The following is a 22,094-nucleotide window of genomic DNA, read 5'->3' on the forward strand; positions in this document are numbered from 1 at the left end:
CGGCCGCGGCGTCGGCGTGCGGGTCGACCAGCAGCAGCCGGCCGAGCAGCTCGCGCCGGCGCTGCAGCTCGTCCAGGTGCTCGGCGACGCGGGCCCGGGCGGTGTCGGCCGGTTCGGTGCCCGCGGCGACGGCGGCGACCTCGTCCATGGCCGCGGCGGCGGCGTCGAGCACGTCGGCGAGGGCCTGGCGGGCGTCCGGTGCATAGGCCTCCCCCTCCAGTTCCCGCGGCAGGTAGAGGGTCCGGTCGAAGATCTCCCGGCACAGGGTGCGCACGACGATGGTGCAGTACTCGATGGCGGTGAGGGCGGTCCGCAGCCGCGGCTGGGCCACCCGCACCTCGGCGCCGCGCGGGTTGAGCACGGCGCTCTGCTCGGCGCGGACCAGCGAACGGTCGGCGGCCAGCACCGGGGCGCTCAGGGCGCGGGCCGCGGTGAGCCGGTCCTGCGCGACCTGGCGCGACCAGCCGGCGCGCAGCTGCGCTGCCAGCTCGCGCAGGAACTGCGCCAGCCGGGTGGCCAGGCCGGAGACGGCCACCCCGGCCGAGACCACGTGCACGGGTGGGGCGATCGCGAAGTTCACCACGATGCCGATCACCGCGCCGATCAGCGTCTCGTAGACCCGGCCCGTCGCCGCCTCCGGCGCCGCCGCGCCGCCGACCGCCAGCACGAGCATCGCGCTGATCGGCACCTCCAGGGTGTGCGGTCCCAGGCGGAGCACCTGCCCGAGTACGAGGGTCACCGCCACCACGGCGCCGAGGCTCCACCAGTTCAGCCCGGCCATGGTGGCCAGCCCGACCGCGACCAGGACGCCGGCCAGCACACTGAGGACCCGTTGCATCCCCTCGGTGACCGTCTGGAAGACGGTGACCTGCACGATCAGGATGGCGGTCAGCGGCGCGAGGATCGGCGCCGCGCTGGTGTTGAGCAGGTCGGCCGCGACATAGGACAGCACCGCGGCGAGGGTGACCTTGGCGGTGCGCAGCCCCGGGATCCGGCCCCAGCGCAGCAGCATGGTCCGCCAGGGATGGCGCAGGACGCTGATCAGCCCCATCGTTCCTCCCGACGAGGCTGCGCCGGGCCGGCCGGGTCCCGTCCGGGACGCGCCCCTCATGGGTCGAGCCTAGAAGCCGGACGGTTGATCGACGCCGGTCCAGATCACGGTCGCGATGGGGCCGGTGCCGGTGTCCACCGGGCGGAGAACGTTCGCCCTTGGCTCCGGACCACCTGCTCAGAGAGTGACCAGCTGCGCGTCCAGGAAGCGCGGTGGCGCCGCGCGCAGCAGGCCGTCGTCCTGGTGGCGCAGGGTCAGCTCCGGGGAAGATCCGGCCGGGACCGTCGTGAATGGATAGATGTGGATGCGCCGGGGTAACAGGTGGGTACCCGGATCCCTGAGGAGGGCCACCATGCTCGATCTGCTGGCGTCGGACCTGCTCGCGGCGCAGAAAACGCCCGTCCCACCCTTCGTGATGGTGCTCACCCTGATCGGGGCCATCGCGGCCATGCTGGTCGCCTACCTGCTCTGGCGCCGATCGCGCTGACGAGCTGGTGGAGACCCGGTGTTCCGGGTCTCCACCAGCTCGGTGCCGCTAGGAGTTAGTGCTGCCCTTGGATTCCGAGGCTGCACCCGGCGCCGGTGCTGGCCGCGTATCCGTAGGTGTCGTTACCCTCCAGATCTTCACTGACCGAGACGCCGGCGGGGCCCGCCGCGCAGGAGCCGCTGGCACCGAGACCTTTCTCCAGGTCACCGGGCTGGGCGGTGTAGTTGATGCCCGGGCCGGTGCCGATGCCCACCCCGACGCTCCAGTTCCAGCCGCTGTTGCCCTGGTCGTCCTCGGCGTAACCGAGCGAGCCGCAGACGAGGAAGCAGAACTCGAAGGCGGCCGACTCGGTGAGCAGCCCGGTGGGGTCGCTGTTGTTGACCGGGTCGCTCTTCGCGTAGGCGTAGGGCAGGTCCTTGCCGCTGGGGTCACGCTGGGTGAAGCGGCCGAGACCGGGGTCGTAGTAGCGGGCGCCGTACTTGGTGAGCCCGGTGAAGCTGTCGAAGAAGCCACCGGCGTAGCGCCACGGGTTGTGGATCTGCTGCGACGCGGACAGCTGGTTGCCGTACGGGTCGTAGCTGTACGAGTTGACCTTGGCGCCGCTGGTGTTGACCACGCCGACCACCGAGCCGAGCCCGTCGACGAGGTAGTAGTACCGCACCCCGTTGGCGCGCAGCCCGATCAGGTTGCCGCTGTTGTCCCTGGTGTAGTAGTCGGAGGTGCCGTGCGGCGGCTCCATCGCGTTCGGGTCGATGGTGGTCATCGTGCTGGCCCCGGTGGTCGCCGGCCGGGTGGCCGAGGCGGTGCCGAGCGCGCTGCTGGTGTAGCTGACGCTGCCGGCGCGGCGCCGTTCGGTCTGGCTGACGCCGCCGTAGGTCAGCGGGCCGTGCAGGGATTTGCCCGGCGCGGTCACGTTGACGGTCTGGTCGCTGATGGTGTTGTAGGTGATCGCCCAGCCGTTGTTGGAGCTGGTCAGGTTGCCGTTGGCGTCGAAGGAGTATGTCGTCGACCCGCTGCCGGTGAGCTGGTGGGCGTCGTTGTAGCTGTACGACGTGGTGGTGCCGCCCTCGGTCTTGGAGGTGCGGTTGTAGTTGGCGTCGTAGGCGTAGCTGCGGGACAGGCCGGGCCCGGACGCTGCGGTGAGCCGGTTCAGCTTGTCGTAGGTGTAGCTGGTGGTGCCGGAGAGGTCGGTCATCGAGTGCCGCAGGGCGGAGTCCGCGCCGGCCTTGGTGTAGTCGTAGGTGAACGACGTCAGCTTCGCTCCGGTCGCGTCGTTGGTGGCGATGATCGAGGTCTGCCGCCCCGACTTGTCGTACTTCATCGCCACGGTGATCCGCGGGTTCGTCGGCAGGTACATGTTGGTGCGCCGGTTGTTGTCGTCGTAGGTGAAGGTCACCGGGCCGGACGCGCCCGGCTCCTGCAGCGAGGTGACCAGGTTGGCGGCGTTGTAGGCGTAGGTGACCGCGCCGCCGCCGTCGGTGTACTTGGTCAGGTTGCCGTTGCGGTCGTACTCGTAGCGGATCGCGGCGGCGCCGGGCACCTGCTTGCCGGTCGGGCGGCCGAACCGGTCGTAGGTGAAGGTGGTGGTGCCGGTCGGGTCGGTGAGCTGGACGAGGTGGCCGTCCCTGTCGTAGGTGTAGTCGACGACGTTCCCGCCCTGGAACGTGATCTTGTCGATCCGGTCCAGCTTGTCGTAGGTGTACTGGGTCTTGTTGCCCTTGCCGTCGGTGTTCTCGACCATCCGGGACAGGGTGTCGATGGCCATGGTGATGTCACCGAGCGGCGCCGGGTTGTCGACCTTGGTGAGGTTGCCCTTGGCGTCGTAGGTGAAGTTGGTGCGCACGTCCTTGGCGTCGTCGCGCCACTTCACCGTGCCGTTGTCGTTGTGCTCGGCCTCGAAGATCTTCTGGCCGGGATACTGGCTGCTCTCCTCGGCGGTCTTGTTGCCGGCCGCGTCGTAGGAGTAGCTCATCGTGTTGCCCTGCGGGTCGGTCGCGGTGCTGACCGAGTTGGGGTGTGTCGTGTTGCCGTAGGCCAGGTTCGACTTGGCGCCGGTGGCGATGCCGACCGAGGTGAGGTTGTTGGTGTTCGGGTCCCAGCCGAAGGTGGTGGCGTTGGTCAGCGCGTCGGTGAGCAGTTCGATGTTGTCGTTGGCGTTGTACTTCTTGTCCTGGCTGTGGCCGAGCGGGTCCTTGACCTTGGTGACCCGGTCGCGTTCCTCGTAGTCGTGCGTGGTGATGCCGTCGGTGGTCGACGAGGTGGCGCTGCCGTTCGGGTCGGTCACCTCGGTCTTGTTCGCCGAGTAGGTGAAGGTCCAGCGCGCGGTGTCCGGGCTGCCGCCGGGGTTGGTCTGCTCGTAGAAGTCGAGCATCCGGGAGGTGTCCGGCTCGTAGCCGAGGTTGACCACGCGGCCCTCCGGCGTGGTGACCTTCGCGAGCCGGTCACTGCCGTATTCGAAGCGGGTCACCCCGCCGGCGGCGTCGGTCACGGTCTCCAGGTTCTTCGCCGCGTTGTACGTGTAGCTGGTCTTGCGGCCGGTGGAGTCGGTCACCGAGGTCAGCCGGTACGAGTCCGGAGTGGTACGGGCGAGCCCGCTGGACACGTACGTCAGGGTGGTGACCCGGCCCTGGGTGTCGGTGATGGTGGTGGCGCAGCCGTTCCCGTCGTACCCGAAGGTGATCTTGTTGTTGTTCTTGTCCTGGCTGCGCAGCAGCCGGCCGGTGCTGTCGGCGAAGTAGAAGCTCGCCTCGCTCTTGTCGAACTTGAGCCGCAGCTCGCCGGTGCTGGTGTTGCGGGTGAGCTTGGCGTCCAGGCTCGGCGGGGTGCGCCAGGCGTTGGTGCCGGAGTTGATGAACTTCGCGGTGAACCCGGTCGGAGCGTGGTAGGTGACGTCCGCGGTGGCGTGGTCGGACTTGGAGTAGGTGACCTTGACGTCGTGCGCGGTGCCGAGCGTCCAGCCCTTGCCCAGCGGCGTGGTCGTGGTGGACCGCGAGTTGTAGTAGCGCTCCAGCGTGAAGTCCGAGCCGGTGCCGCGGATCTGCAGGTCGGTGTTCTTGAGCAGCAGGTTGCCGTTGGCGACGTTGACCTTCAGCTCGAGCCGGTCGGTGAGCTTCTGCTCCTGGAAGGAGAAGCGGCCCTGCTCGCCGGTGGGTGAACCGTCGGAGGTGGTCATGAAGCGCCACACGGACCACGGTCCGCCGACGCTGCCGTCGTGGCCGCGGGCACGCCACTTGTAGGTGGTGTTCGCGTTCAGCTTGCCGCTCGGCGCCGTCCAGCTGGACTCGCTGCCGTGGTTGACGGTCGCGCCCGAACCGGAGGCGATCAGGGTGGCGCCGGTGCGGTCGTAGACCTCGAAGTCCACCCGGCCGGTGCCGCCGTCCGGGTCGCTGAACACGCCCTTCATCACCGGGGTGCGGGTCTCGGTCTCGGCCGCGTCACCCGGCTGCAGCTTCAGCGGGTCCAGCGCGTTCGGGTAGCTGGTGTAGGTGACGCTCGCGGTCGGGATGTGATCGGCGTTGTCCGACCGGTTGCTGCGCAGCTGCTTGAGGAAGGTGACGTCGGTGCCCTCGGTGGTCGCCCGCAGGCCCATGTAGGCGGTGTCCTGCTGGGCGGCGGCGGCCCGATCGAAGAAGCTGCTCGCCGAGACCGACACCCAGTTGTCGGCGCAGGCCGAGCTGTATCCGGCGGTCTGCGTCGAGGTGGCCTCGCGGGTCAGCCAGGCCGGCTGGTTGGCCCACCGCGACGCGGTGCTGGCCGCCCCGGTGCTCCACAGCTCCCACTGGCGCGCCGTGCAGGTCCCGGAGTAGTAGTTCCAGAACTTGACGCTGGCGCTGGTGACCTTCTTGCCCTTGAGGGTGCTGACCGGCCAGTGCAGGAAGGAACGGGCGACACCCGCGTCGGCGCCGGACACGTAGCCCAGCATGAGGGTGTCCGACCCGGACCGGTCGGCCGCGTCATTCTCCTTCACGTAGGTGTCGAAGCTGTCGTAGAGCGGGTTGATCGACGGGTCGATGGTGACCGGGTAGACCGTCTTCGGGTCGTCCAGGAACGACTTGCTGGGGGTGAGCGTCAGGTCGGCGGACTCCGCCGAGCGCTTGGTGCGCACCGTGTCGACGGCGAGGACCTTGGCCGGGCGGCCCGTGGCGTCGACGGTGGCGTCCCACATCTCCGGCGTCGGCGAGGTCGCCACTACCGCACCCTTGCCGTTGCGGAAGACGGTGCCGCCGTTGCCGTCGCCGGCCATCGTCAGGTCGTCGGTCTTCAACGGCAGTTTGATGTCGGCGACCTGCTTGGCCGCTTCCCGGTTGTTGACGACCAGCACCTGCTCGACGCCGGTGCGGGTGGCGGTGACGACCAGGTCGACGCCGGGGCGCACGTTGGCGTACTTGGCGGTGTTGGCGACCAGTTCGGGCGCCGGCAGGGCCCCGGTCCAGCCCATCGAGATGCGCTTGCGGTCGGCGGTGATGCTGAGCAGTTCGTGCTCGCCGGCGCCGGCGGCGCCGGACAGCCGCAGGCCGCCCGGGTGCGCGGCCGGCTCGACCGAGCCGTCGGCGCGCGTGTGCAGGTTGAGGTCGATCGGTACGAGGTCGCCGGCCGCGTTGCGGGTGCGGAGCTGGCCGGCGGCGACGGTGGCCGTCCAGCTGCCGTCCGGGTTGGCGTGCACGCTCTGCGTCTCGGTGCGGGCTGCCTCGTTCTCCACCGCTTTACCGCACGCCTTGGCGGCGGCGCTCGCGCGCGCTTCGTCGGGCTGCGCCGCGAGCGAGCAGTCCGGTGCGGTGGGTGTCGCGGGCGCGCCGGCGGGTGTGCCGGGTGCCGGTGTGGGCGCGGCGGCTGCCGGCCGGGCCGTCAGCGGTACGCCGGCGACGGTGACGGCCAGCGCGACCGCCACCGTCCACCGTTTATTGAATGGCCTGTCCAGCCGGAAATGGGCATGCGTCATCGCCCGAACTCCCCCCGTGTCTACTTAGGAATATGCAATCCGCCAAACCGTAGACAGGCATCAATGTGCTGGTCAACAACTACTTTCCGCTGCCGAAATTCGCCCAATTGGGACATGGGCGCCGGCGCGTGGCGGTGGTGGTTCTGAAGCCAAAGGCCGATTTTCGCCTGATATCGCGGAGCCCGAATGGCGCCCATCCCCCCGCCTCCGACACGGAATGGAGCCGGGGCGGCGCGATTTCACGGTCGCCGGGAGGTGACTTTGCGTAACCTTCGCTGATCACGGCCGGTCGGCGGATGGACCACCTCGGCCCTGAGGTCTATCCGCGCGCGTCGATATCACATGCTCGGGGAATTGTCGCGGCGAGGAACGGTATCGAGACAGCCGTCACGCGCGCTATCCAAGATCCATGGCGGTGTACACGCAGGGTCATGTCACCCGGCGACTGCCGATGATCTCCAAATGTTTCCGATGGCGAATGGCCGTTACCACAATCGCTTCCCGGAATGGCGACCTGTCCGGCGATCAGAAAAGGACGCGAGAAACGCGACCGAATCAGCCTTTCCGCTGATATCCGTCGGCCGGGAAAACGGTGGGCAGCACGGCGGTCGGCTCGGCCACCCCGGCCCCGATCCTCGAGGTGTTCCGCCGGCGGATCAGCACCAGCACGAGAGCACCCAGGCCCACGGCGACCAGCAGCCCGCCCAGCAGGATGATCAACGGCGAGCTGCCCTCGTCGTCACCGGCGGCCTCGACGGTGGGTGCCGGCACCGCGGCGGGACTCTGCGTCTCCTCCGGCGCGGCCGCGGGAAGGCTCGCCTCGGCGGAGGGCGACGGCGGCGGCGTGGACGGTGTGGCCACGGTGGCCAAGGTCAGCCGTACGGTCGCGGTCTTGCCGGCAGTGCCCCGCACACTCGCGCTGGCGGTGCGATAGCCGGCCTTGGCCGCGACGACCGTGATGGCGCCGGCCGCGATCGGCTGGCCCGCGCTCGCCTTGATCGTGAACCGGCCGCGCCGGTCGCTGGTCGCGCGGAACTCGTGCCCCGCGCTGTCCCGGACGGCCACCTTGACGCCGCCGATCGCCTTGCCGCCGGCGCCGCGGATCCGCCCGGCGATCTGTTTCACCGTGGGCGCCGTGGCGCCGGCGCCGCCGACGAGGATCATCCGGTGATCGAAAGCGGTCTGGGTGCCGACCCGGACGGAGACCGCGAGGTTGCGGCCGCTGGTCTCACCCGGGCTCACCTCGGGCGCGACGACCGTGGCGTCGAAGGTGGCGCTCTGGCCGGCGCCGAGGACCTTGGACGTGGAGCATCCGGCGGTGCATCGCAGGCCGCCGGAGACGGCCACGAAGACCGTCGCCCGTCCGCGCTCGTTGTTCGTGGCGCGGAACCGGACCCGCACCGACTCGCCCGGCTTCACGCTCTCCGACGACACGCTCACGATCTGGATGGCCGGGGCGGCGGCTGCCGCGGGCGCCGCGGGCACCGCGAGTGCCGCCCCGGCGAGCGCCGTCACCGCGGCCACGCGGATCCACCGGGCGCGCAAGTGCGTCGTCACGTCCCACCACCTCCCCAGCAGCCACACCGGTCGATGCGGCCGGGGGCTACTATGCCGGGTCACGGTGGGTGACGAACCCCTCCCCCGGTCACGAGGCGTAGATCGAGTACTTCGCGGTCCAGCGGGTCGACGTGCCGAACGAGGACGGCCAGGTGCCGAACGGCCGCGGCTGGCTCCAGGCGCCCTGGTTGGCGCTGCCGGTGTCATAGCTCATGTTGTTGTCGCCGTTGGTGTTGTACATCAGCCAGTACGCCGTGTTCGCCGCCAGCGTCGCGGCGACCGGCCGGCTGTTCCACGCGTTGGCGGTCAGCGTGCCGGACGTGCTGGCCGCGACCAGCGTGCCCGGCGAGCCGTTCGCGTCGGTGTAGATCGCCACCTGGTACTGGTTGGCCGGGGCGGCCTGCACCGACTTGAGGTAGACGGAGATCTGGCTGATCGTGAGCGCGGTGGCGCCGTTGACGAATCGCGAGCCGTTCATGTAGTTCATGTCGCCGGAGTCCAGCGAGCCGCCCACCTGGTCGTGGCCGAGCCGTGGGGCGCTCGGGTCGGTGGTGGTGAACGAGAACTGGTGGTTGGCGGCGAGGGCGTTGCCGGCCGCGTCGGTCACGCCGGTGCGCACGGTCACCGTGTACGGGGTGCCGGCGGCCAGCGCGGCGGACGGCGTGATCGTCGCCGCCTGGTTGGCCGCGTCATAGGCGACCGTGCGGTTGACCAGCGTGCCGCCGGGACCGCGCAGTTCCAGGTTCGCCGCGGTGATGGTGCTCGCGGCCATGGCCTCGCTGAACCGCACGGTGACCGGTGCGGTCAGGGCCACCCCGGTGGCGCCGGCGGCCGGGGTCGTGGCGGTCACCGCGGGCGCGGTGGTGTCCGCGCCGGTGGTGGCGTAGATGGAGAACTTCGCGTTCCACCGGCTGGAGGTGCCGAACGTCGCCGGCCAGGTGCCGAACGGGGTGGACCCGCTCCACGCGCCCTGGTTGGCCGTGCCGGCGTCGTAGCTCAGGTTGTTGTCGCCGTTGGTGTTGTACATCAGCCAGTAGGCGGTGTTGGCGGCCAGCGCCGCGCTGACCGGCCGGGTGTTCCAGGAGTTGGCGGTCAGGGTGCCCGACGTGCTGGTGGCCACCCGGGCGCCGGGTGAGCCGTTCGCGTCGGCGTAGATGGCCAGCTGGTACTGGTTGTTCGGCGCGGCCTGCACGCCCTTGAGGTAGACCGACATGGAGGTGACCGTGGCCGGCTCGGAGCCGGTGACGAAGCGCGAGCCGTTCATGTAGTTCTGGGCGCCGGAGTCCACCGACGCGCCGACCTGGGTGTAGCCGATGCGCTGCGACACCGGGGCGCTCGTGTAGGTCGCGGTGTAGGTCGTCGCCGCGGTGGGCGCGGTGATGACGTGGGTCTGCGCCCCGCCGTCGGACCACGACGCGAACGTCGAGGAGCCCTGCGGCGACGGCGCGGACACCGAGTTGACCGAGCCCTGGATGACCGTACGGGTGAAGGGTGTGGTGCCCGCCGACGAGCCGACGGTGAGCTGGAGCCCGGCCGGCACGGTGTTGAAGGTCAGGTCGACGGTCTCCGGGTCGAGCCGGCGCGCCACCGTGTGGCTCAGGCCCTCCTGGTCGGTGGCGACCATCTTCAGTTCCAGATATGACGGGTACTCGTGGTCGGGCGCCTCGAACGACCCGGACGCCACCCCGCTCCAGGTGCGGATCGCGTGCTCGTGGCAGCTCTCCGGCGCCGAGCAGTGGTGCATGACCAGGCCCCAGTTGAGGCGCGACGCGGGCAGGTCGCCCTGCTGCGGGTCGGTGGCGTGACCGGAGAAGGTGATCGTGTCGCCGACCTTCCAGGTGGTGCCGAGCACCGGGGTGTCGATCACCGCGGTCGGCGCCTCGTTGCCGGGGGTGACCGCGATCGTGCTGGTGCCGGTCGCGTTCAGCGTGTCGGTCACGGTCAGCCGTGCCGTGTACGAGCCCGGCGTGGTGTAGGTGAAGGTCGCCGTCGGCGCGGTGGAGTCGGTCACCCCGTCGTTGGTGAAGTCCCACGCGTAGCGCAGGCGGCCCTCGTCGGCCGGGTCGGGGTCGGTGGAGCCGGTGCCGTTGAAGGTCACGGTCAGCGGGGACGGGCCCTGCGTCGGGGTCGCGTCGATGACCGCGGTCGGCGGCTGGTTGCCCGGGAAGTAGCGCACCCGGCGGATGGTGCCGCCCAGGTCGGCGTAGTAGAGCTCACCGCCGGGGCCGACCTCGAGGTCGACCGGTGCGGCGGCGTCGGAGATGAAGGTCTGCAGGTTGGCCGCGCTGGGCAGGCCGCCCGGGGTGGACGGCAGCGACGCCCAGATGCAGCGGCGCGAGTAGTCAGCGAAGAAGATCGCGCCGTGGTACGCCGCCGGGTAGGGGCCGCCGGCGGTCGGGTAGAACGCCACCCCGGTCGACGACGAGCTGCCGGTCGGGCAGGCCTCGCCGGCGACGAGTTTGCTGGCGTGGTTCCAGGCGACGAACGGCTGCGTGTGCGTACCGGCGGGCTGGGTGTAGAGGTTCTCGCAGATCGGCAGGTTGGCGCTGTCGTATCCGGGCTGGCGGTTGTTGCCCTCCCAGCACGGCCAGCCGAAGTTGGTCACGCCCGCGGTGGGGTCGACCACCCGGTTGACCTCCTCCCACGTGGTCCACCCGGTGTCGGAGATCCAGGTCTCGTTGGTGCCCGGCCGCATGGTGATCCGGTACGGGTTGCGCAGGCCGTTCGCGACGATCCGGCGGGTGTCCGGGTCGGCGGCGCCGATGTTCGGGTTGCCGGGCGCGGCCGCGCCGGTGGCCGGGTCCAGGCGCAGCAGCGTGCCGTCCAGCTGGGTCTCGTCGGCGGGTGTGCGGATGTCCTGCGAGCGCAGTGCCCCGCCCTCGCTGGGCGGGTCGGCGCACGGGTTGGTCGGCGCCCCCGAGGGGAACTGGCCGTAGTCGACCGCGCTGAAACTCGCCCCGTCACCGGCGGCGACGTAGAGCATCCCGTCGGCGCCGAAGGCGAGGTCACCGATGGAGTGGCTGGGGAACTGCTGGCACCAGTCGTGCAGCAGCACCTGCTCGCTGCCGGTCATCGTGTTGCCGCTGGCCCGCAGCCGGGACAGCCGGCCGGTGACCACGCACCGCCCGTCGTTCGCGCTGGCGCAGACGTCGTTCCAGACCGGGGCGGTCTGCCCGGGCGGCGCGTCGTAGGTGTAGAGCACATACACGTACGGGTCGGCCGGGAAGTTGGGTGCCAGGCTCATGCCGAGCAGGCCGCGGTCCCACTGGTTGTGCACGTTGGCCGACAGGTCGGCGAAGACCGTGGGGGTGGTGTCGGCGAGGTTGTCGAAGACCTTGATCCGGCCGCCCTTCTCGGCGACGAAGACCCGCTCGTCGGGCGCGAACTCCAGATCGACCGGCGAGCTGAGCCCGCTGAAGACGATCTGCTCCTGGAAGCCGCTCGGCAGGGCCACCGCGGTCGCGGGTGGCGAGCTGACGAACGAGGTCAAGGTGATCACGGTCGCCAGCGCGACGAGACCACTGAGCGCACGCCGAAGCACGGGCATTCAACTCCCCCGTATGGATGTCCATCGCTTCACGAAGAATTAAGGAATCCTAAAGGGACGGTGACTTCGCCCGGCGTCGGCTGTCCGACTCGACCGGCCGCCGACCGGTCAGAACTGGCCGTACGTCCGGACGATCCGCGTCGATATCATGCGGCGGTGATGTTGGCTGCACTCGGCCGGTGGTGCGCCCGGCGGCGCCGGGCCCTGCTCGGCGCCTGGCTCGTGCTGGTCGCCGCCGGTGTGGTCCTCGGCGGCCAGGTCTTCGACCGGCTCACCACCACCGGCAGCCTGCGCCCGGACGCCGAGTCGCAGCGCGCCGACCGGCGCATCGACCGGTTGCAGCCCGAGGGTGAGACGGTCGTCGCCGTCGTCGGCGGGCGTGACGTGTTCGACCCGGCGCTGGTCGCGGACGTCTCGGCGGTCACCGCCGGGATCCGCGCGATGGACGGCGTCGCCGAGGTCGAGGATCTGTACGGCGCTCCGGGCGGGCGGATCGGCGCCGACAACCGGCGGTCGCTGATTCGCGTCGAGCTCGAGCGTGGCCTGCCGGACGAGCGGCGTGAGCAGGTGGAGGACGCGGTCGCCGCCGCGCTGCACCGCATCGACGCGCCGGAGGTGCTGGTCAGCGGCGAGAAGCTCGCCGAGCGCGCGTTCGCCGAGCAGGCCGTCGCGGACGCGGCCTTCGGCGAGTCGGTCGCGATCGTGGTCCTGCTGGTCGTGCTGGTGCTGATCTCGGGCGGGTTCGTGGCCGGGGTGATCCCGCTCGCCGCGGCGCTGGCCACGGTGTCGGTGACGCTGCTCGGCCTGTTCGGGTTGACCGCGCTCACCGGGGTCAGCGAGTTCACCGTCAACGTGGTCACCCTGCTCGGGCTCGGGCTCGCCGTCGACTACGCGCTGCTGATGATCGCCCGGTTCCGGGAGGAGCGCGACGCCGGCCCCGGCGCCACGGTCGCGGAGCTGCTCTCCCGTACGACGGCGACCGCCGGCCGTACCGTGCTGATCGCCGGGCTCGCCGTGGCCGCGGCGATGGCCGGGCTGGCCGCGTTCGCCGAACCGCTGCTCGGCGCGATGGCGCTCGGTGGCGCGGTGGCCGCGCTGGTGGCCACCGCGGCCGGGCTTACCGCCGTGCCCGCGCTCATCGCCGTCGCGCACCGCCGCATCCCGGCCGCCCGGGCCCGCCGCGGTCCGGGCGTGCTCACGCGTCTCGCCGCGGTCGCGCAGGGCCGGCCGGGGCCGGTGGCGTTCGCCGTCGTCGCCGGTCTGCTGGCGATGTCGCTGCCGTTCCTGCTCGCGGTGAATCTGGAGAACTCCGACGCCCGCGCGCTGCCCGCCTCGGCGGAGGCCCGCAGGCTGCACGAGGCGGTGCTGCGCGACTTCAGCGGCGGCCAGGCGGACCCGGTGGTCGTGCTGGTCGACGCGGACCCGGCCGGCGCCGCGGTCCGGGACTTCCTGAACGCGGTCAACACGCTGGACGGGGTGCTGCGGGTGGAGCCGCGTCCCGACATCGACGCACCGGTGGCCGTCGTCGACGTGACACCGCAGGGCGAGACCGCCGGCCCGGTCTCGCGCGACGTCGTGCGCGCGATCCGGGCGCTGGATCCGCCGTTCCCGGTGCTCGTCGGCGGCCCGGCCGCGGAACTGGTCGACTACCGCGACTCGGTGGCCGGCCGGTTCCCGATCGCCCTGCTGATCGTCGTGCTGCCCGCGGCGGTGCTGCTGTTCGTGCTGACCGGCTCGCTGGTGGTGCCGGTCAAGGCGCTGCTGATGAACGCGCTCACCCTGCTCGCCACGCTCGGCGCGCTGGTCGTGGTGTTCCAGTGGGGTGCCGGCGACGCCCTGTTCGGCTTCGCGTCGTGGGGCGCGATCGATGTCACCACGCCGGTCCTGCTGTTCGTGTTCATTTTCGGCCTGTCGATGGACTACGAGGTGTTCCTGCTCGCCCGGGTCAGGGAGGAGTGGGATCGCGGCGCCGGCGACCGGGCGGTGCGGGCCGGGATCGAGAAGTCCGGGCCGGTGGTCACCGCGGCCGCGCTCGGCATGGGCGTGGTGTTCCTCGGTTTCCTGCTCGGCGATCTGATCGCCGTCAAGGAGATCGGTTTTGCGATGGCGGTGGCGCTGCTGCTCGACGTGACGGTGGTCCGTGGCCTGCTGCTGCCGGCGCTGATGAGCCTGCTCGGCGAGTGGAACTGGTGGGCGCCGGCCAGGTTGCGGCGGTGGCATGAGCGCTGGTCGGCGCCGCGCGCCGACGGCGCGCAAGGAGCGGCGGGGCGGATCCCGGTCGTCATGGCGCCGGACAGCGGGGACTCCCGGCACGGCTGAGCCGGTCGGTGTCTCGCGGATTCGCCCTTGTCTGAGGTGCGGAATCCGCTTAGAAAGGCGGAACGACGACAGTAGCTCTCCGAGATCAACAGCAAGGCTGGGGATTCGTTCATGGCTGGGAGACCTGATCTAGTGAATGCCGTCACCGGGATCCACCACCTCATGAGCGCCCCGAGTCCGAGATCATTGGCGTCGGGGCAAGCATTGTTGGCCCTCGCGCCCAGCGCCCCGGCCGTGCCGCCGGATTCCGCGACAGAACCATTCTTCGAGCGTTTCCTGACCTCGGCCGGCTTCGGCGGTTTGGCCGCGCTCGGAGCAGCGATCATTGCCGCCTGGATCGCGCATAAACAGCTCCAGAGCACACGACAGCAACAGCGGCATGATCGATGGTGGGAGACCCTGGGGTGGGTCTACGATCGCGCGGTGGTCGACGCCGGCAAAAGGGAGGCCCTCCCCCACCGGGTGACTTTCACGATGTTGAGCGAGCTGGCCCAGCAGGCCCAGGCGCCACCCGGTGACAGATTGCAGATCGGCACCATCGAAGCCATCACGTCGATGTTCGTGCCGGCCGGTAGCGATTCGCCGGGTGACGTCGGGGATGGGAGGGAGCCAGACGCCTCATCCGGCTCGTCGCCAGGACAGGAGTTCGACGCGGGTGAGACGACACACCGGACGAGCTCGCTCATCGAGGTGAGCGATCCGGTCGCGGTTGATCTGATGGAGGCGTTGCGCGCCCGCGTGCAACAAAGCCACGAGGCGCCGTCATCAGCACAGGCAGCCGCCTATCAGGAATCGGTGAGACTCGCGGTGGCCCGGTTGCTGACCGGGCCCGGTGGCAGGCTGGCCGAGGTGCGGGAGAAAGACGATTCCGTGGACTTCAGGGTCGAACTCGACGGCCGGACGGTGTTCGTCAATGCCGTTTACCGGCCTCAGTCACTTCTCGGTCATCAAGTGATCGAGCACTTGCGGAAAGGCCGAATATTCCTCGACCGCGTGGCGCCGGATGCGTCGCTGGTGATCGTCTCCAACACCATCGCCAGCATACGGTTGAGCCACGAGGCGAACCGGTGGGATCCGCGCCTCGCCTTTGTGGTCTGGCGAGGCGAGGACGATGACGAGCAATTGCTCGAGGCGCTCCTGAGATAGCAGCGTTGGTTTGCGGCGGGCTGAGGCGGATCAGACGCCGGGCAGGCCGGCGAGCCCGGCGGCCAGACCGAGGCCCGCGCAGACGCCGAGCACCCGCAGCACCGACCACTTCGCCTTGAAGATCAGCACGCCGGCGATGATCGCGACGGCCACCGGCACCCAGCGGACGGTCTCCCACTCGGGCACCTGCAGGTGCAACGGCCCGGTCGTGATCGTGGTGGTGCCGCCGAACAGCGTGTGCACCGCGAAGTAGAGCCCCAGGTTGGCGATCACCCCGACCACCGCCGCGGTGATGCCGGTCAGCGCGGCCGAGAGGGCGTGGTTGCCGCGCAGCCGCTCCACGTAGGGCGCGCCGAGCAGGATGAACAGGAAGCACGGCACGAACGTCACCCAGGTGGTCAGCAGCGAGGCGACCACCCCGGCCACCCACGGGTCGAGCGGGCCCGGGTGGTGGAAGGCGCCGAGGAACGCGACGAACTGCACCACCATGATCAGCGGTCCGGGTGTGGTCTCGGCCAGCGCCAGGCCGCGGACCATGTCGCCGGCCGACAGCCAGGCGTAGTGCTCGACCGCCCGCTGGGCGACGAAGGCCAGCACCGCGTACGCGCCGCCGAAGGTGACCACGGCCGTGCCGGAGAAGAACAGGCCCTGCTGCGTGTAGACGCTGCCCACCCCGGTCAGCGCCGCCACCAGCGCCACCGGGACGAACCAGGCCACCAGCCCCACCATCAGGATCTTCATCGTACGGCGAGCCGACGGCCGGTCGTGGTGCAGCGCGTCGTCGGAGATCAGTGGCTCGGGCCCGCCGGATCCGCCGCCGTGCCCACCGCTGGTGATCGACTGCGGCCGCCATCGGTGCAGCGCCCAGCCGGCGAGCGCCGCGAGCGCGATGACGATCGGGAACGGGATCCCGAACACGGCCAGCGCGAGGAACGCCACCACGGCGAAGCCGATCAGCAGCCGGCTGGTGAGTGCGCGGGAGCCGACCCGCCACACCGCCTGCGCGACGATCGCCACCACCGCCGGCGCGAGCCCGGCGAACAGGGCGGTGACCACCGTGGTGTCGCCGAAACCCACGTAGATCGCGGACAGCGCCAGCAGCGCCACCATGCCGGGCAGCACGAACAGGGTGCCCGCGACGAGCCCGCCGCGCAGGCCGTTGAGCAGCCAGCCGACATAGATGGCCAGCTGCTGGGCTTCCGGGCCGGGCAGCAGCATGCAGTAGTTCAGCGCGTGCAGGAACCGGCGCTGGCCGATCCACCGGCGCTCGTCGACCAGGTGCCGCTGCATGACCGCGATCTGGCCGGCCGGGCCGCCGAAGGTCTGCAGGGAGATCACGAACCAGGCGCGGACCGCGTCGCGGAACGGCACCACGTCGCGTTGCGCCGAAGTGGTCGTGGTCATGGGTGTGTTCCTCCGGTGGTCAGGCGGGCGGGCGGTTGAGCAGCATCGCTCGCCGCTGGTACTCGTAGAGGCCGTCGAACATCGGGCCGGTCAGGTGCAGGGTCTGTTCGTCGTCGCAGACCATCGACAGGCCGCGCAGGATCACGTCCAGGCCGGGCGCCTCGGGCGCGTCGAACCGCTCGTCGTCGATGTCCGCCTCGTGCACGAGCTCGGCGATCTTCCACAGCACCGGGTCGTGCAGGTCGTAGCGGCGCAGGATGGTCTCGAAGGTGCAGTCGCCGCCGTGGTGCCCGAGGTCGACGCCGCGCATGTCGAACGGTGTCGCGTCGGCCGGCACCGCGGCCGGATCGGTGACGAACACGAAGGTGGCGTCGGGGTCGATGTGCCGGCGGATCAGCCAGGCGCACGCGGCGCGGTCGATGTGCACTCCGGCACGGGTGGCCCATTTCATGCCTGCTCCTGCTGGTCGGCTTCGGCCGGCTCGGCGGCGGCGAGGGCTTGCACGGCGGCGCGGGCGGCGTCTCGCTCGCGCGGCGGGAAGTAGTCGCGGCGGCTGATCCGGTGCAGCTCACCGCGCAGCCGGCGCACGGCCCGCGTACGCTCGGCGCCGGAGCCGGCCTGAGCCGCGATGGCCTCGTCGAGCACGGTCTGGTACTCGGCGGCCCGGGCCGCCTGCATGGCGGCGGCGACCTGCTGCTCCTGCCCGAGGGTGGAGGGTGTGGCGAGCCAGACCATCGCCGTGCCCCCGGCCTCGATGATCTCGTCGGCGATCCAGTCGAACTGCTCGCGGGTCCGGGCGTCGGCCGGCAGCGCGACCAGGCCGTCTCCGAGCCGCGCGACACCGTGGCGCTCCAGGTTGCGCCACACCGCGATCCGTGGCCGCGACGGCTCCCGGGGCATCCGGTATGCCAGCAGCACCCAGCGCCCGGCCTCGCCGCCCGCAACTCCCACCATGCCGATATGTAAGCACGGTTACGAAACCCGGGTCAATTGTTTGCTGAAACCACGGTTACATCATCGTTCTGCCCGCTCGGCGCTGGTGCAGACCAATCGGGAGGCGGGCGGTGTCCAGCGGGAGCGCCTCGCCGCAGTCAGCCATCGGTCGCCGCCCGGTGCAGGGACACCCGCATCGCCTCGATCAGTTTGTCGAGGACGCCGGGAAAGGGCGAGGCCGCCACCGCCATGAGGTGCTCGCTGACGGCGCTCAGGTGCGGGTATTCCGCGGCGGACAGGTCGCCGAACGCCCGCGCCAGTGCCTCGTCCTCGGCCTGCTGCTGGGCCGGCGTCAGCTCGGTGACGTCGATGGCGGCGATGGCGAGCACCGTCTCGATGAAGTCGCGGTAGTGCCGGACCGCGTCGGGGGCGCTGAAGCCCGCCTCCAGCAGCAGGCCGATGCCGAGGTCGGCGGCGCGCAGCTCGTTCGGGCCGGCGGTGAAGCGGCTGGCCATCAGCAGCGCCATCCGCGGGTGGCGCTGCAGCAGCCGGTGCACCTGCTCCCCCATCTCGCGCAGCGAGGCCGTCCAGTCGGCGGCCGGCGCGAAGCCGTCGAGCGCCTCGCCGATCAGCCGGTCGGTGATGGCGATCAGCAGGGTGTCCAGGTCGCGGAAGTAGCGGTAGACGGCGGTCGGGTCGGCGCCGAGTTCCACACCGAGGCGGCGCACGGTCAGCGCGTTGCCGCCGGGCGCCTCGATCAGCCGCAGCGCCGCGTCGATGATCAGGTCGGGGTCCAGCACCACCCCGGCCCGGGTCGGGCGCCGTCGTACCCGGGTGGCCGTGACCCGCTGCGATGCCGCCATGCGACCTCCTTATGTCAACGCATTGACATAAGGATACGGCGGCGGTTCCCTGGAGGTCCGACCAGGGAGGATCCATGCAGACGGCACGGGCGGCCTACGACCACGACATCCGCACCGACGAGCGGCGCATCCGGGCGGCACTCGCCGACGCGTCCCCGACCCCGTTCTGGCTCGACGATCCGGGCCGGCCCGCCGCGCAGCCGGCGCACACCGGGCGGACCGAGACCGACCTGCTGATCATCGGCGGCGGCTACTGCGGCCTCTGGACCGCGCTGCAGGCCAAGGAGGCCGATCCCGCGCGCGACGTCGTGCTGGTCGAGGGCGCCGAGGTGGGCTGGGCGGCCAGCGGCCGCAACGGCGGCTTCGTCGAGGCGAGCCTCACGCACGGCCCGGAGAACGGCCACCGCTACTTCGCCGGCGATCTGGACGTGCTGGACGCGCTGGCCGAGGAGAACTTCCGCGACTTCCACGCGTCGCTGCTGCGGCACGGCATCGACGCCGAGTACCAGCAGGGCGGCGGCCTGGCGGTCGCCACCGAGCCGCACCAGGTCGCGCAGCTGCGCGCGGCGGCCGGGCCCGGCGGCACCTTCCACGATCGCGACGAGCTGGCCACGCTGGTGCGCTCCCCGCTCTACCGCGCCGGCCTGTTCCGTCAGGACGGGATCGCCCTGGTCCACCCGGCGAAGCTGGCCTGGGGCCTGAAGGCGGCCTGCCTGCGCCTCGGGGTGCGGATCTTCGAGCACACCGCGGTCAGCCGGATCACCGACGAGGGTACGGCGGTGCGCGCCCGTACCTTCGGCGGCACGATCCGCGCCCGCCAGGCCGTGCTCGCCACCAACGGTTTTCCGTCGCTGCTGAAACGCAACCGCCTGCTGACCCTCCCGGTCTACGACTACGTCCTGATGACCGAGCCGTTGACCGCCGCGCAGCTCGACGAGATCGGCTGGCGGGAGCCGTTCGGCATCTCCGACTCCTCCCGGCAGTTCCACTACTACCGCAAGAGCGCCGACAACCGGATCCTGTGGGGCGGCTACGACGCCGTCTACCACCGCGGCGGCGCCATCAGCCCGGAGTATGACCAGCGCCCCGAGACGTTCGCCCGCCTCGCCGACCATTTCCTGCGCACGTTCCCGCAGCTCGGCGACATCCGGTTCACCCACGCCTGGGGCGGCATGATCGACATGTCGACGCAGCTGGCCGCCTTCCAGGGCGTCGCCATGGGCGGCAAGGTCGCCTACAGCAGCGGTTTCACCGGTCTCGGCGTGGCCGCCACCCGGTTCGCCGGCACCGTCATGCTCGACCTGCTGGCCGGCGCCGACACCGCCCGCACCCGGCTGCGGATGGCCCGCAAACGGCCGCTGCCGATCCCACCCGAGCCGTTCGTCTATCCGGCCGTGCAGATGGTCCGCCACGCCATCGCCCGCGCCGACCGCAACGGCGGCCGCGACGGCCTGCTCCTGAAGGCCGCCAACCTGGTCGGTTACTCCTTCGACTCCTGATCAGTACGGCTGGACGTGCACGATGTGCACCGGCTCGGTGTCCGGGCCGAGCGGGCTGTCCGGGATCGCCTTCGGTAACCGCCTCTCGGGTTCCGGTCACGGTCTCGGTGTCAGCATGGTGGGGAAACGGCGAGCCGGCTTCCAGGGGAGCGGAATGAACCGAACGCTGCATTGCCTCGGCACCGGCGGCTGGTTGCCCAGCAGTGAACGGGAGACGTCGTGCTACGCGGTGCGCGACGGCACCCGGCTGCTGGTGCTCGACGCCGGAACCGGCCTGCGCCGGCTCGCCACCGACCCCGGGCTGTGCGCGGGCGTCGACCGCATCGACATCGTGCTGAGCCATTTCCACCTCGACCACGTCGTGGGGCTGAGCTACCTCGACGCGCTGGGTCCCGCCGTCGAACGCCACGTGTGGGGTCCCGGCGCCTGGCTGTACGGCCGGTCCACCCGCGCCGTGGTCGAGCAGCTCACCGGCGCGCCGTACGGGTCGGCGCCCACCGGCGAGCTGTTCCACGACGTGCACGAGCTGACCGCCGCCACGGCCGAGGTCGCCGGGCATCCGGTGCGGGTCCGGGCCCAGCTCACGCACAGCCACCCGTCGGTCGGCTTCCGCTACAGCGACGCCTTCGCGTACTGCACCGACACCGCCGCCGATCCCGGCACCGCCGATTTCGTCGCGGGGGTCCCGCTGCTGTTGCACGAGGCCTGGACGACGGCGTCGGCGAGCCCGCGGTACCACTGCACCGCGGAGCAGACCGCCCGGATCGCCGCGGCTGCCGGTGCCGGCCGGCTGGTCCTGGTCCACCTCGATCCGCGGCTGCCCGGCGAGTCGCTGCTCGCCGAGGCGACGGCGACGTTCCCGTCCACGCAACTCGGCGTGGACTCTCAGAGCTGGCCGCTGGGCTGAGACGCGGCGCGGCCGAGGCGAACGGCGGCGATGAGGAAGAAGATCGCGCCCGGGATGGCGTAGCCGATGGCGCTGGTCAGCGCCGGGTCGGCCGCGGACGCGCTGGCGAGGAACGACGCGCCGGCGAGGGTGGAGATCCCCCCGCTGATGATCATCGGCCACTGGCCACCCATCGTGCGGCGGCGGGCACCGACGACCAGCTGGATCAGCCCGGCCACGATCGCCCAGGTGCCCCACACGCGCAGGACCGCCGGTATGCCGGAGGCGCCGGCGAAGGCGAGGCCGGCCGCGGCGAGCAGGCTGACCACGACGTTGGCGTACAGCAGGGTGAGCGACCCGGTCAGGCGCGACGTGCGAGCGTCGATGACGGCCGCGGCCGCGTCGGCCAGCGGGTAGAGCACGAGCAGCGTGGCGGCGAGCGGGCCGAGGTGCTCGGCGGTCGTGAACATCACGAGGGCCCAGACGATGGCGAAGGCGAAGCGGGCGAAGTAGAGCCGCCGCAGGGCGGCTGCCGTCGTCGAGATGCCGAGGGCGGCAACGGTGGTCATGGTGTTCCTCTCGGACCGATCAAGGCAGAACGAACGTTCTGTCTTGGCAGATGATGGCCCGGCCGCACGGCCGCCGTCAAGAACGAACGTTCTGTCGCTACGATGGCGCCATGGCGAGTACCACCGAGATCCGGCCGTCCGAGGCACGCCTGCGGCTGCTCACCACGGCATCCCAGATCTTCTACGCCGAAGGCATCCACTCGGTCGGCGTCGACCGCATCGTCGCCGAGGCGAAGGTCACCCGGGCGACGTTCTACCGCCACTTCCCCGGCAAGGAAGACCTCGTCCTGGCCTATCTGCGCGGCGCCGACGAGGCCATCCGCAGCCAGGTGGAGCAGTCCGTCACCCCCGGCCTGTCCGCCGGCGGCGCCGTGCTGGCCGCCGCCGCGTCGATCGCCGACGGCATCCGCTCCCCCGGCTTCCGCGGCTGCGCCTTCCTGAACGCGGTGGCCGAGTACCCCGACCCCCACCACCCCGTGCACCAGGCGGTCCTCGCCCACCGGCAGTGGTTCCTCGACACCGTCACCACCTTGATGGCACGCCTGCAGCCGGCCTCGGCCGAGCCCGCCGCGCAGCACTTCGTGATGCTGCGCGACGGCGCCATGGCGGCCGGCTGCCTGTTCGACCCGGCACGGATCTGCGAGACGTTCCTGCGCGGCGTCGAGGACCTCGTCCGCACCCACGCCGCGCGCCCGCCGTCCTGAGAGATGCCGAGCAGGCCGAGGACGCCTTCGGTGTCGACGGCGCCGTCTGGCTGGGCGTGACCCTGACCTGCGCCGCCCTGCTCGTTGCCGCCGGCGCGCGGCGCAGAGCGGTCACGCCGGCCTGACCCCGCGCCCGCGGGCTACCCCGGGCCGCCGCCCGCGACGACATGGACGACGAGCGCCAGCCCGC

General features: G+C 71.1%; 16 protein-coding genes. 6 read left to right on the plus strand and 10 right to left on the minus strand.

Translation table 11 applies throughout. From position 1 onward, the window contains the following. On the minus strand, positions 1-1,051 hold a 1,051-nt coding region (locus AB0F81_RS41695), incomplete at its 3' end, for an aromatic acid exporter family protein (RefSeq protein WP_360207655.1). A 177-nt stretch (positions 1,052-1,228) separates the two neighbouring features. Next, on the minus strand, positions 1,229-1,405 hold the full coding sequence (locus AB0F81_RS41700) for a hypothetical protein (protein WP_360207658.1): 177 nt from the start codon (positions 1,403-1,405) through the stop codon (positions 1,229-1,231). On the opposite strand from AB0F81_RS41700, the gene AB0F81_RS41705 reads away from it, so the two are divergent. After that, positions 1,404-1,538 (plus strand): hypothetical protein, encoded by a 135-nt coding sequence (locus tag AB0F81_RS41705; protein WP_360207661.1) that lies wholly within the window; start codon positions 1,404-1,406, stop codon positions 1,536-1,538. The genes AB0F81_RS41700 and AB0F81_RS41705 overlap by 2 nt on opposite strands. 55 nt (positions 1,539-1,593) lie before the next feature. Here AB0F81_RS41705 and AB0F81_RS41710 read toward each other — a convergent pair whose 3' ends face one another. The 3 genes from AB0F81_RS41710 to AB0F81_RS41720 all read right to left on the minus strand — a co-directional run bounded on the left by AB0F81_RS41710 (position 1,594) and on the right by AB0F81_RS41720 (position 11,581). Beyond that, positions 1,594-6,477: an RHS repeat-associated core domain-containing protein gene (locus AB0F81_RS41710; RefSeq protein WP_360207664.1), complete on the minus strand. Its 4,884-nt coding sequence runs from the start codon at positions 6,475-6,477 to the stop codon at positions 1,594-1,596. Between the two features lie 555 nt (positions 6,478-7,032). Further along, positions 7,033-8,034 carry a carboxypeptidase-like regulatory domain-containing protein gene (locus tag AB0F81_RS41715; protein ID WP_360207667.1) on the minus strand — a complete coding sequence of 334 codons (1,002 nt, stop codon included), beginning with the start codon at positions 8,032-8,034 and terminating at the stop codon, positions 7,033-7,035. A gap of 88 nt (positions 8,035-8,122) precedes the next feature. After that, positions 8,123-11,581: an Ig-like domain-containing protein gene (locus tag AB0F81_RS41720; protein ID WP_360207670.1), complete on the minus strand. Its 3,459-nt coding sequence runs from the start codon at positions 11,579-11,581 to the stop codon at positions 8,123-8,125. 159 nt (positions 11,582-11,740) lie between these two features. Here AB0F81_RS41720 and AB0F81_RS41725 point away from each other — a divergent pair, with 159 nt between their 5' ends. After that, a complete protein-coding gene (locus AB0F81_RS41725) occupies positions 11,741-13,900 on the plus strand; it encodes an MMPL family transporter (RefSeq protein WP_360207700.1) in 2,160 nt (719 codons plus the stop codon). Between the two features lie 132 nt (positions 13,901-14,032). Continuing rightward, the gene (locus AB0F81_RS41730) at positions 14,033-15,046 is read left to right on the plus strand and encodes a hypothetical protein (protein WP_360207673.1); all 1,014 of its coding nucleotides are present in this window, start codon (positions 14,033-14,035) and stop codon (positions 15,044-15,046) included. A 30-nt stretch (positions 15,047-15,076) separates the two neighbouring features. Here the strand turns inward: AB0F81_RS41730 and chrA are convergent, their stop codons facing one another. From chrA to AB0F81_RS41750, 4 genes are all read right to left on the minus strand, one after another. Continuing rightward, on the minus strand, positions 15,077-16,450 hold the full coding sequence (gene chrA, locus AB0F81_RS41735) for a chromate efflux transporter (protein WP_360207676.1): 1,374 nt from the start codon (positions 16,448-16,450) through the stop codon (positions 15,077-15,079). Positions 16,451-16,469: 19 nt separating this feature from the next. Further along, the gene (locus tag AB0F81_RS41740; RefSeq protein ID WP_360207679.1) at positions 16,470-16,901 is read right to left on the minus strand and encodes a chromate resistance protein ChrB domain-containing protein; all 432 of its coding nucleotides are present in this window, start codon (positions 16,899-16,901) and stop codon (positions 16,470-16,472) included. Next, positions 16,898-17,404 (minus strand): Chromate resistance protein ChrB, encoded by a 507-nt coding sequence (locus tag AB0F81_RS41745; protein ID WP_360207682.1) that lies wholly within the window; start codon positions 17,402-17,404, stop codon positions 16,898-16,900. The genes AB0F81_RS41740 and AB0F81_RS41745 overlap by 4 nt, the downstream gene beginning before the upstream one ends. 137 nt (positions 17,405-17,541) lie before the next feature. Further along, positions 17,542-18,246 (minus strand): TetR/AcrR family transcriptional regulator, encoded by a 705-nt coding sequence (locus AB0F81_RS41750; RefSeq protein WP_360207686.1) that lies wholly within the window; start codon positions 18,244-18,246, stop codon positions 17,542-17,544. 74 nt (positions 18,247-18,320) lie between these two features. Between AB0F81_RS41750 and AB0F81_RS41755 the strand changes: the two genes are divergently transcribed. Together AB0F81_RS41755 and AB0F81_RS41760 are read left to right on the plus strand one after the other, a co-directional pair. Then, complete coding sequence (locus AB0F81_RS41755) at positions 18,321-19,745, plus strand: FAD-dependent oxidoreductase (protein WP_360207689.1); 1,425 nt, start codon at positions 18,321-18,323, stop codon at positions 19,743-19,745. A gap of 154 nt (positions 19,746-19,899) precedes the next feature. Next, complete coding sequence (locus AB0F81_RS41760) at positions 19,900-20,652, plus strand: MBL fold metallo-hydrolase (protein WP_360207692.1); 753 nt, start codon at positions 19,900-19,902, stop codon at positions 20,650-20,652. Here AB0F81_RS41760 and AB0F81_RS41765 read toward each other — a convergent pair. After that, positions 20,631-21,200, minus strand: coding sequence for a hypothetical protein (locus AB0F81_RS41765; RefSeq protein WP_360207695.1), 570 nt, complete (start codon positions 21,198-21,200; stop codon positions 20,631-20,633). The two genes, AB0F81_RS41760 and AB0F81_RS41765, sit on opposite strands and share 22 nt — an antisense overlap. A gap of 110 nt (positions 21,201-21,310) precedes the next feature. Between AB0F81_RS41765 and AB0F81_RS41770 the strand changes: the two genes are divergently transcribed. After that, positions 21,311-21,904, plus strand: a complete 594-nt coding sequence (locus AB0F81_RS41770; protein ID WP_360207697.1) for a TetR/AcrR family transcriptional regulator — start codon at positions 21,311-21,313, stop codon at positions 21,902-21,904. Positions 21,905-22,094: the final 190 nt, after the last annotated feature.

Source organism: Actinoplanes sp. NPDC024001 (assembly GCF_040638955.1).
GTDB lineage: Bacteria > Actinomycetota > Actinomycetes > Mycobacteriales > Micromonosporaceae > Actinoplanes.